This window comes from Kordia sp., assembly GCF_965224175.1.
Taxonomy (GTDB): domain Bacteria; phylum Bacteroidota; class Bacteroidia; order Flavobacteriales; family Flavobacteriaceae; genus Kordia.
Window position 1 is genome coordinate 2,492,037 of sequence record NZ_OZ245041.1, and the last position, 13,192, is coordinate 2,505,228.

Below are 13,192 nucleotides of genomic sequence, written 5' to 3' on the forward strand. Positions count from 1 at the left end.
TCAAGTTATATTTCTATTTCATTAAGACTCATAATGTCTAATTCTTTTTGATTCATTATGAATTCAATATAAGCAGCTGTTTCTTGAATAGTATTTTTATTATACAACTCACCTAAACTGAGCGATACATTGAATTTTTTATGGTATTCATTTTTTAATTTTAGTAATTTCAAACTATGTCCGCCTAAATATAAAAAGTTGTCTTCGACACCTATTTTGTCTACACCTAATATTGTTTGCCAAATGGTTACAATTTGTTTTTCTATGTCAGTTGTTGGTGCTACATAAGAAGCTTTGATTAAATCTTCTGCTTTTACTTTAGGCAACTTGTTATAAGCAACTTTTCCATTTATTGTTAAAGGAATATTCGAAACTTCAATGATGAAACTTGGTAACATGTATTCAGGTAGTTTCCTATTCATTTCTTTTCGAACAGCTTTCTTATCAAAATCATTTTCTGTAATTATATAAGCTACAATATGAAGATCATTTTCATATTCAGTAACTGTAACAATGGCTTGTTTTATATTTTGATCTTCTACAAGTACTTGCTCTATTTCTTGAAGTTCTATTCTATGCCCTCGTATTTTTATTTGATTGTCTTCTCTACCATGATACATAATATCGCCATTTGGAAGCCATCTCCCATAATCTCCTGTTTTATACAGTTTTTCTGAGGAATTAAACGGACTCTGTATAAATTTTTCTGAGGTTAATTCAGGTTGATTTAAATATCCATGCGCCAATTGTTTTCCTCCTAAGTATATTTCTCCTTCTACACCTATTGGCATCATGTTTTGGGACTGATCGAGTATATATGCTTGTACATTTGATGTTGGTTTTCCAATAGAAACAAAAGTATCTTTGTTTTCTTTTTCAACTTCTTTTACAATACATCCAACTGTAGATTCTGTTGGTCCATATTCGTTCCAAATAGTTGTTGTATCTCCAAAATATTCAAAAATACGATCTACAACTTCTCTTGTTAATGCTTCTCCTCCAATAATAAATCTTTTAGGTGTTCCTGTATAATTTTCTTCTTTTGCTTTTAACACATCCAATAAGGCAGTAACATGAGCTGGTGTTAATTTGATAATATCAAAATCATCAGTTGTAAGCATTTCTAGAACTTGTATATCATGTTCTTTTGCCGGCATGATTTTTACAGAACCTCCATGACAAATTGGTGCAAATAAAGTTGTTATGGTTAGATCAAATGATAGTGATGTAAATAGTATGAACTTTGTCAGATCATCTTTTATATATTTATTTCCTGCATATTGAATATAGTTACTTAAGGCTCCATGAGAAATCATAACTCCTTTTGGATTTCCAGTAGTTCCAGACGTGTAAATTATATACGCTGTATTGTCTTGATCTATTTCTAAAGGTATTTCTTGTGTGTCGAGAATATCTGTTTTAGAAAGAAAATCTTGAATGATTTCTTCATTTACACAGACTTTAGCTTTAATATCTTGTAGAATAAATGATTTTCTTTCTTCTGGATAATTCGTATCAATTGGAACAAAAGCGGCTCCTAGTTTTAAAATACCTAATATGGCAATAAATAAATTTTCACTTCTGTTTAAATATAAGACAACATAATCTTGAGCACTAACATTATGCTCTTGTTGTAAATAATGTGCAAATTGATTGCTTATAGACTGTAAATCTTTATAATTCAATATATTATTTTCAAAATCTATTGCTATCGCTGTTTCATTATTTTCAACTATTGTCGTAAACAAGTCAATTACATTGACATCTTTGCATACTGTTTCTCTTCCGCTAGCAAACTCTATAAGTTCTGATATATGTTCTTTTGTGTTGTAAGAGACATTAGATAGTGTTTTTTTAGGTTCGCTTAAAAGTTGATGTAAAAAGTACTTATAATCTTTGATGAATTGTTCAATTAAATTTCTATCATATATATCTGTATTGTATTCTACTCTGAATGATAGATTATCTTTTGTTTCAAAAACATCAAATGCAATATCAAATTTACTTGTATTTGATGAAGGAACTATTGAGATTTCGTCCTCTTGTTGAATTACAACATCTTTTTGTTCACCTTGAAATGTGAACATGACATCAAATATTGGGTTTCTTGAGGTATCTTGATTAATGTTTAATTCATCTACAATCCTATCAAAAGGATACATTTGGTGTGCATATGCTTCTAATGTTGTCGATTTTACAGTTTCAAAAAATTGATTAAATGTATCATTTTCGTCTATTTGATTTCTTAACACTAGTGTATTTACGTAAAACCCTATTTGTTCTTCTAAATCGGCATGATGTCTTCCAGAAACTGGACTACCGATAATGATATCTTTTTGACCACTGTATTTTGCTAATAGAAGTTTTAATGTACTCAATACACCCATAAAAAGTGTACCATTTTTACTAGCCACAAAGTTTTTAAGCATTTGTGTAGTTTCTTGCGAAATATAGGTTTGTAATGTAACTCCATTATATGTTTTCAATAAAGGACGTTTTTTACGTACTGGTAATTCTATAATTGGAAGTTCTCCTGATAATTTATTAAACCAATATGTTCTGTGTTCTTCAAATCCTTCACTTTCCAATTGATTCAATTGCCAAGCAGTATAGTCTTTATACTGAATTTCTAATGCAGGAATTTCTTCATTTGTTTCTAATTCATAAAAACGCATGACATCTTTTAGTAGCACTTCTATAGATAATCCATCACTTATAATATGGTGAATATTATAGTAAAACATATATTCATCTGCTGAAACTTTATACAGCATTGCTCGCATTAATGGCCATGTAGATAAATCGAATGCATTACGAACATCTGTTTGAGAAGCATTACTAATAATTTCCATAGCATTCTCCTCTTTAGAGATATCTGTAAAGTCTATTGTAAATTCTATTTCATCTACAGGAATAATCCATTGTTTTACAACTCCATTTACATCTTCTCTAAAAACTGTACGCAATATTTCGTGACGATTAATTGTCTGTGTTATTGCGTTTTCAAAACGTTTGATATCAGAAATATTTGAAAGTGGAAATAACGACGAAATATTATAAGCAATTGAAGTTTCATCAAACTGACTCAAAATCCATAATCTTCTTTGTGCGTCAGACAGTGGGTAGTTTTCAGCTATCGCAACACTTTCAATACTATTGTATTGTTCTTGTTCAAGTTCGGCAACATATAATGCCAATTCTTTTATTGTAGGGTTCAGAAATACATCTCTTACACCAATGGCATATTCTGTTTTTTTGTGAAATCTAGCAACAAAAGATGCGGCAGAAAGTGAATTTGCTCCTAAGTCAAAAATATTATCATTTATACTTATTTGATCTTTTTGTAAAACACCTTTCCAAATATTTTCTACTAAAATTTCTAAATCTGATGTTGCTGCTACAAATGTTTCTTCATCATCAATTTGAGATATTTCAGGCAATGCTTTTCTATCAATTTTACCATTGCTATTTAGCGGTAATCTTTCCAATTCCATGAAAAAACTTGGAATCATATATTCTGGTAGTTTTTCTTTTAGATAAGATCGTACCATTGTTAAATCATAATTCGATTCTGGTACGATATACGCACATAATAAGTTTTGTCCTTTCGAATCCTTTGTTACATGAACAATAGCTTCTTTGAGTTGATTATGTTTGGATAATACACTTTCTATTTCTCCTAATTCTACACGGAAACCTCTAATTTTAACCTGATTGTCTTTTCTTCCAATAAACTCCATGTTTCCATTACGCATCCATCTTCCTAAGTCACCAGTTTTATACATGCGTCCGCCCATTTTATCATCAAATGGATCTTTCATGAAAGCTGCATTGGTTTTCTTTTCGTCATTGTCATAACCTCTTGCCACACCAATTCCTCCAATGAATAATTCGCCAACAGTTCCTTTTGGCACAGGACGTAATTGATCGTCTAAGATGTAGAAGAAATTGTTTCGCATTGGTTTCCCATATGGAATACTCGTCCAAGTATCACCAACTTTTTCAATTGGATAGTAGTTTGACCAAACTGTTCCTTCTGTCGCTCCACCTAAACTAATGATTTCTGCATTTGGGAAGAATGGTCTCGCTCGGTTTGGTAATTGTACCGGAATCCAGTCACCACTCATAAAGACTAAACGTAAATCTGGTAAAACCATATTTTCTCCTTCTTCTCGAAGCTCATCTACCAAGTAGTTGAATGTTGTTGGTACAGAATCCCAAAATGTAATTTTTTCATCACGCATCAACATTTTTAATTTGTTGAAATCTTGCACTTCCTCTTTTGTCGCAATTACGATGCTTCCGCCTGTAGCCAACATTCCAAACATGTCATATACTGATAAGTCAAAACACTCGGAAGTGATAAATAATAAACGATCATCTTCATTTACATTGAAACGTTCATTTACCCAACGAATTAGATTAACTGCCGAATAATGTTCAATCATTACTCCTTTTGGTCTTCCTGTAGATCCAGAAGTATAGATTGTGTATGCTAATTGATTTCCTGCAATTTCTACATGAGGATTTTCTTCTGTTTGCGTATAATCTAAATCTTGTAATTGTATAAATTCACAATCAAATTCATTTGAAGAGGCATTGTTTCCTTTGTTTGTTAGTACAAGTTGTACTTTAGAATTTTCTACGATGTATTGTTGACGATCTATAGGATATGTTGGATCAATTGGCACATAACTTCCTCCTGCTTTTAAAATTCCCATCAATCCTGCAACCATATCAAAACTACGACTGCATAATAATCCAATATTTGTTGCTGGTGTGATTCCTTTTTTAAGCAATTGACTGGCAATAACGTTAGCTCGATTATTCAATGCTTCATAGGTCATCGTTTCACCATTTTGACGCAATGCAATATTGCTTGGTGTATCTTTTTCTTGTGCTTCAAATAAGCCGTGCATTGTCACTTCTTGATTTTCCTCAACAATTGTATCATTAAAATCGTATACAAGTTCATTGTAAGCAGCTTCAGTCATTACCGACTTTGGAGACAATTCACCTTTATTAGGGAACGTTTTTAAGATGTGATATAGCATCTCAAGTGAATTTTGAACGTCTACTTCTTCAAAATACGCTGGCACATATTTTATACGCAATTGCAATCCATCATCACGTCTTGATATTTCAACATCAAATAACGTATTAGTCATTTCCTCTGGCACTAACAGTTCTAATGATAAATCTGAAGATGTTCTATTTACAGAAGTATTTTCTTCTAATTGATCGTTGATGTGAAAATGCGTGTAATTTAATATCGTATCAAATATAGGATTTGCTAAGCTTGCTTTTTCTCCTATTATATTTGTGATTTCGCTAACATGAATTTCGTGCATTTTAGAATCGATTAAATACTTATTCATGTATAGAATTAATTCTGATACTGTTTTAATATTTTTAAAATTCACACGTGTAGGAATCGTATTTAGGAAGCAACCAATAATTCGATCACTATTTTCCAATTCGGGACGTTCATGAGATACAACACCAGTAACAACATCTTCTTCAGAACAAATAACTCTCAATAAATATGCATGTGCTGCAAGACAAACCGCTTTAAACGATACTTGAAGTTCTTCACTTAGTGTCTCAAGATTTCTCACTACAGCTTCTTCTGCGTTGAGCACTAATGTTCGCATTCCAAGCGTGTCACTTACTTTCGCATCTCGATAATTAAATGGCAATTTTGTCCTTGTATAATCAGATAGTAAACCTTTCCAATATTCGGAAGTTGAAGCTTTTGATTTTCTACTTAGTACTCCTGCACAATAATCAACATAGTTATAAGGCAGATCTACCAGTGTTTTATTTTCATTTTTTGAGAGCAATACTGATAGCTCTTGTATAAAGACAGATGTGCTCCAACCATCAAGAATTGAGTGATGAAAATTCCAAATAACGTAATAGTCATTGTCCGTTAATCGAATTAATTTAAAGTTGTACATTAATTCGCCTTTGAATTGATAGCGATGTGCTAAATCTTGGTCTTTGATGTCATTCAGAAATATTGATAATTCTTCTTCAGTATGTCCTCTGTAATCAGTGTAGAGAATTGGAATTTTAGCTGTATTGTCAATAATTTTGACAGGCGAACTAAACGTTTCTAAGTAATAACGTGTGCGTAAAGTAGGATGACGATCTGCGAGTTGTTGCATTGCGCTTTTGAACTCTTCTAAGTCTTCAATTGTAATTGTATATACAAATCGATCAATATATACTGGCTCATCTAAACGAATGAGAGAAGAGTAAATCATTCCTTCTTCAATAGGCACTAAAGGATATATTGCTTCATAATCCGTAGGTAACAAATCTGTACCGATAGCTTCCGATTCAATAGCAGCCTGAATCTCTGCTATTTGACGATAACCTTCACTGTTGTTTTCTGTTTTTTCTACTGTTTTTTCAGATGATATATATGCCGCAAGTTCTTTTACACTCGGATACATATATAATTCTGCTACTCCAATGGTACTTTGTAATGTTTTATTAATTTTAATGATTAGTGTAATTGCCTTGATAGAATCTCCTCCAAGAGAAAAATAGCTATCCATTACACCAACTAATTCTTTTTCGAGTACTATTTCAAATATTTTTGTAAGCTTTTCTTCCAACTCATTACTAGGCGGCACATAACTTACACCTGTAGCCAAGGAATTTTCTTTAGGAGAAGGCAATGCTTTTGTATCTAACTTCCCATTAGATGTTAATAAAAATGAGTCTACTTGCACAAAGTACGATGGTACCATGTATGGCGGTAAGTGACGCGACAAATAGGTTTCTAGCGCATTTGAAGTATAGGTTTCATCAGATACTATGTAAGCAATGATATACGGTTCATTTTCAGAAGTATTTATAATAACTTCCGCTTCTTTTATGCCTTCTTTTTTGCGTAGCACTGTTGCGATTTCTCCAAGTTCTATACGATAACCTCTAACCTTTACTTGTGTATCAATTCTTCCCATGTACTCCAATTCACCATCATGCAACATGCGAGCAAGGTCTCCTGTTTTGTAATATGTAAAATCAGGTAAGCTTGGCAATGAAAGTTTCGTGAATTTTTCTGACGTAAGTTCTATTCTATTTAAATAACCAGCGCCTACACCAGCTCCATATATGTACAGCTCTCCAGACACATATTTTGGAACAATATTTCCATTTGCATCTAGTATAATACTTCCTAATGTTGGAATTGTTTTTCCTATATTACTTGCCCCAATGGCAACTTCTTTATCTGTAATTTCTTTGTATGTAACGTGTACTGTTGTTTCAGTAATTCCATACATATTAATCATTTTGCAAGCTGTAAAACGTGAAATCCAACGATCTAATATTTCTGGTGAGAGTTTTTCTCCACCAAAAATCACATAACGTATCGGTAATTTTTCTGAATCAACCTTTAGTAATTTATCTTGAAGAATTTTAAAGTAAGAAGGTGTTTGATTTAAAACCGTTACGCCTTCTTTTAATAGCAACTCTGAGAATACTTCAGGATCTTTTGTGGTTGTTTCTGGCACAATTATTAATGTACCTCCATAAAATAATGCTCCATACATTTCCCAAACGGAAAAGTCAAAACTATAGGAATGAAACATAGACCAAACATCATCTTTATTAAAATCAAATAATGCTTCTTCATTGAAAAATAATCGTACTACATTTTTGTGCGGTATGAGTACTCCTTTTGGTTTCCCTGTAGTTCCTGAAGTGTATATTACATATGCAATACCTTCTGGAGTTAGACTTGTTTGGTTTTCGTTTTCACTGTAGTCTTCATATGTTATAGTATCTAGTGCCACATATGCTATATCAGAGAATTTATTGTTGTTTTCTTTTTCTCCTAAAATTAATTTCGACTTCGTATCTTCTATTACAAATGCTATTCTACTTTCAGGTAAGTCTGGTGTTAAAGGCACATAAACACCTCCAGATTTTAATATTGCCAAGATTCCAATAATCATGTCAATAGATCGTGTAGTGCATATTGGAATAAAATCTCCTTTCTCTATTCCGTAGCTAAGAATATGGTTTGAAAGTTGTGTAGCCTTTTTATCCAATTCGACATAGGTAATTGTTTGTTCTTTAAACTTAACAGCAACTTTGTTTGGATACGTTTTTACTTGTTTTTTAAACAGGCTTATGATGTTTTCATTTTCTGGATAAGCAATGTCGGAGTTGTTTCCTAAATCAATAATATCTATTACTTCTTTTGGAGATAAATATTCAACTTCTGCAATAGGTAATTGTGGTGATTTTAGCAATTGTGAGCAGATTGACTTAAAATGTGTCATTAATTGCGTGACAATTTCTTCATCATAAATATCTGTATTATATGTTACTGCAAAATATAAATGGTCTGCTACTTCATCAAATGTAAGTTGTAGATCAAACTTGCAATTTGTTACACCTGACTGTTCAATAGTATTTACATTAATTTCAGAAGCATCCATATCAACAGCCATTGTATTGTTTTGCAATACAAACATGATATCAAAAATTGGACTACGGCTCTGATTTTTTGGCAGTGCAAGATTTTCCACTAAATGATCAAAAGGATAATTTTGATGCTTATATGCTTCAAATGTGGCGTCTTTTATAGTAGAGAAATTGTCTTCAAAACTTGCATCTGGATTCAATGTGTTACGCAATGCTAATGTATTTACAAAATACCCAATTTGCTTTTCTAAATCAGTATGCGTACGTCCTGCCGTAGGCGTTCCCACAATTAAATCTGTTTGAGAAGTATATTTATATAATAATACTTTTAACACAGATAGTAATCCCATAAACAGGCTTCCACTATTTTTGCGACTGAATTCTTTTAGGTTTTTAGTATCCTGTTTTGATATGTACGTCCATAACATGTTACCGTTATAAGTTCGTATTGTTGGACGTTTTTTGGTTGAAGGCAATTCTACAACAGGCAATTCACCTGATAACTTATCCAACCAAAAATGTTTATGGTATGAAAAAACTGCCTGATCTTCTTTAGATCGCTGCCAAGACACATAGTCTTTGTATTGAATTCGTAAAGGCTTTAATGAAGCAACTTCATTCTTTATATACGAATTGTAATAGCTAAATATGTCTTTTAGGAAAATATCTGCTGACCAACCATCACTAATAATATGATGAATATTATAATGGAATATATATTTTTCAGGAGCTGTTTGTAATAATATAACCCTAAATAAAGGTCCTTTAGCTAAATCGAAGACATGTAAATTACTTTTATCTAAAATTTTATTTATTTCACCTTCTTGATTTTCAAAACCTTGAAGATCTACATATTCAAGGGAAAAACCTAGTTCTTCTACTGATACTATACGCTGTTTTAATTCTTCTGACTCATCTACCAAAAATAAGGTTCTTAATATTTCATGACGCTCTATAACGCTCTCCATTGCTTTTTGAAGAATGCTCACATCGTATGTTCCATTTAAGTCAATATCTGTAAGAATATTATAAGCCACTGAAATTTCTTCAAACTGACTCAAAATCCATAAGCTTCTTTGCCCATAAGAAACAGGATATGATTCTTGTTCAGCTATTGCTGGAATTGACTCAGACAATGACGCTTCTTCTGATAAATACACTATCAATTCTTCCTTGAAGTTCATTATTTGTTGCTTCAACTCGTTGGTCAGAGTTCCTTTAGAAGCATCTAATTTTAATTTTCCAGCTTCCAAATATAATCGGCAACCAAGCGCATCTAAATTTTTTAATAATTTGAAAATGTCTTTATTCATGGTATCTTTTATTACGAATGATTGCAAGGCACAATCAGTTGTTTTGGTGTTAATGTTTTGAGCGTATGTTTTGGTAATTGCGAATGTTAAAATTCAAATGTTTCTATGTGTGCTGCTTTTTGATTTGCTTCTTGTACAATGATCTCTTTGTGATCTTTTATGGTACTTTTTGTGAAAACATCTGTTAAAGAAATTTTAGTATCAAAGTCTTTTTGGTAGGCATTTACAAGTTTGATAGCTAGTAGACTGTTTCCGCCAAGAATGAAGAAATCGTCTAGCATTCCAACTTTATCACGTTGTAAAATTTCTTCCCACAATGCAACCAATTTAAAATCAATTTCTTCTTCTGGAGCTACATACTCTATTCCTGAAGAAATTCCTTCATTGGTAAGTTCGTTTAAGTGTTTACGATCGATTTTACCATTTTTTGTCAATGGCATTTCTTCCAATTGCACAAAGCTTTCTGGAATCATGTACATTGGTAACTTATCTGTTAAGAACGTACGAAGATCGTTTGCATTTTCTTCTTGTGATGCTACGATGTAGGCAACTAATTCTCTTTCTTTTCCTTCTACATCACGTATTAATACTGCAGCTTGTTGAATACTTTCTTTTTTGAGTATATGTGAAATAATTTCATCTGTTTCAATACGATAACCTCTTAATTTCACTTGATTGTCTATTCGTCCTAAATACGCAAGTTCTCCAGTAGATGACCATCTTCCTAAATCGCCAGTTTTGTACAAACGCTCTCCAGTTTTTGTTTCTATGAAACGTTCTGCCGTTAAGGCATCTAATCCGTGGTAACCTTCAGCTAAGCCATTTCCACTCACATATAACTCGCCAGTAAGACCAATAGGTTGCGCAATCAGTGCTTCATTTAACACTTGAATTTTAGTATTGTATACAGGTTTTCCAATTGGAACTGCATCATAGTTTGCCTCGTGTATCTTGTAAATACTACAACCAACGGTTGTTTCTGTTGGTCCGTATTCGTTGTAGATATTCATGTTTGGATTAATTCCTTTTAGAATCTCTATTTGATGAGAATGTAATACATCACCACCAACAATAACCGTATTTACAGAAGTTTCTACCTGTTGTAAACCTGAAAGCAAATCAATATGTGCTGGCGTAAGTTTGATACACTCAATAGTACTTTCTACATACTGTTTTAGCATTTGTGGCACTTCATTTTTGGTCATTACATTCAATGTTTTTCCTGCTGTAAATGGCAAGAATAAACTTGTCACAGTTAAATCGAATGAAAGTGTTGTGAACAGGCCAAAGTTTAGGTTAATTGTATTATCATTTCCATAGCAATCTTTTGCCCATTCTAAATAATTCATCAAAGAAGCATGACCAACACGGACTCCTTTTGGCACACCAGTAGAACCTGAAGTGTATATAATATATGCTGTTCCGTTTTCTTGAATATTGTTGATGCTTTCTGTATTCCATTCTGAGTTCAACTCAACATCTATTGAAAATAATGTTCCTTCGTAGTCTGTTAAATCAAACATATAGTTTGTTTCAGTGACTACTAATTTTACATCTGAATTTTTAAGAATAAAGTATTTTCTATCTAACGGTAAACTTGTATCGATAAATATATACGTTGCTCCAGCTTTCAAAATTCCTAAAATAGTAGCAACTGTTGTATGATTTGTATCAAAGTGTAACGCTACAACATCGTTTGGTTGTACATTATATTCTGTAGTTAACCCAAACGCTATTTGATTTGATAGTGCATCTAATTCTGAATAGTTCAGTGTTATATCTTCATATGTTAATGCAACAGCTTCTGAGTTTTCAGCTACTTGAGCCGCAAAGCTTTCAATGATGTTTGCATGTGATAAACCCACTTCTTTTCCGTTTTCAAAACTTTCAATTTGTGTCTTTTCTTGAGCCGTTCTAAAATCTATTTCTCCAATAGTTGTTTTGTTACCAATTTGCTGCAACACTTCTAGTAAATGTGTTGCTAAACTTTCCATGACAGATTGTTCGTAGATATCTGTATTGAAGTTTAATAACATCTGAATTCTGTCTTCTACTTCGTAAAAGTGAAATTCTAAATCATACTTTACTAATAAATCTTTTATGCTTACAATTCCGTCTTTCTTTAGCGAATGAATTGCAGCTGATTCTCCGTGATAATCAACTAAGATGTCAAATATTGGATTGCGTCCTGGATTTCTTTCCAAATCTAGTTGCTCTAATAATACATCGAAAGGATAACTTTGATGCTCAAAAGAAGTAATCATATCCGATTTTACACGTTGGTAGAATTCTGTATAGTTTTCTTTTGTATCAATCTGTGATCTGAATACCAATAGATTTAAGTAAAATCCGATTTGATTTTCTAATAAAAAGTGATCTCTTCCAGAAACAGGAGTTCCTAATATCACATCTTTTTCGCCAGTATATTTATGTAATAGTGTTTGTAATCCTGACACTAACAACATGAAGAGACTTCCTCCATTTTCTTTGATAAATCCTTGTAAGTCGTTTGTCAATTCTTTTGAAAATGTAACTCCAATACTTTTTCCGCCAAATGTTTTCATTTTTGGACGCGGCTTTTCAAACGGTAAAGTCAATGCTGGCAATTCTCCTCCAAGTTTTTCTTTCCAGTATCTTGATGGAATTTCAAAACTTACATCTTCTTTTCTATCAAGTTGCCAAGCAGCATAGTCTTTATATTGAATTTTTAACGGTGTTAGATTTGCATCACTATTATTCATTAATGCTGTGTAATACGCCATTACATCTGTAGAAATTACATTCATAGACCATCCATCACAAATAATATGATGCATGTTGTAATAGAACATGTATTCCGTTTCCGAGATACGTATCAACATCGCTCTTAATAAAGGTCCGTTTATAAAGTCAAATGGTTTCTTTACATCGTCAACTATATATTGTTTTGCTAAAAACTCTGCGCCCATTTCTCCGTTTAGATCCATTACTTGAAGAAACGAATTCATATCTTCTCTTTTTTGGATAAACTGACGTAATTCGCCTTCTTTATTTTCTCCAAAAACGGTACGCAATACTTCATGACGATCGATGGTAGCATGAATAGCTTGGATAAATTTTGATTCGTCTTCAATGGTTAGTTTTGTGGAAAATGACATGTTGTAAGCCACAGAAGCTTCTTCAAATTGACATAAAACCCATAAGCGCGATTGTGCAGAAGACAAAGGATATCCTTGATCACTTTCTTCTAATACTGGAATTTCAATACTGTTTTTAGCACTTTCATTTGCTTTTAAATAGTCTACCAACGCTTGTTTGTTAGCTTTAATTTCTTTGACAAGATCTTCTGGTAATTTTGTGCCATTGAACTTGATTTTTAAATCATTTTCTTTAAGAGAAATATGAATATTCTCTTTTCTTAAAGATGCTAATAATTTATCCATAATATATAT

At 32.3% G+C, this 13,192-nt stretch carries 2 protein-coding genes; both read right to left on the minus strand.

Annotated elements, in window-relative coordinates; all coding sequences use genetic code 11:
- Positions 1-5: 5 nt before the first annotated feature.
- A complete protein-coding gene (locus ACOQOS_RS10785) occupies positions 6-9,761 on the minus strand; it encodes an amino acid adenylation domain-containing protein (RefSeq protein WP_420574976.1) in 9,756 nt (3,251 codons plus the stop codon).
- An 86-nt stretch (positions 9,762-9,847) separates the two neighbouring features.
- A complete protein-coding gene (locus tag ACOQOS_RS10790) occupies positions 9,848-13,183 on the minus strand; it encodes a non-ribosomal peptide synthetase (protein WP_420574977.1) in 3,336 nt (1,111 codons plus the stop codon).
- Between the last annotated feature and the right edge of the window lie 9 nt (positions 13,184-13,192).

Excerpts from the sequence above, each read along its gene's own strand:
- ACOQOS_RS10785 (WP_420574976.1), bottom strand. The coding sequence starts at position 9,761 with ATGAATAAAGACATTTTCAAATTATTAAAAAATTTAGATGCGCTTGGT.
- ACOQOS_RS10790 (WP_420574977.1), bottom strand. The coding sequence starts at position 13,183 with ATGGATAAATTATTAGCATCTTTAAGAAAAGAGAATATTCATATTTCT.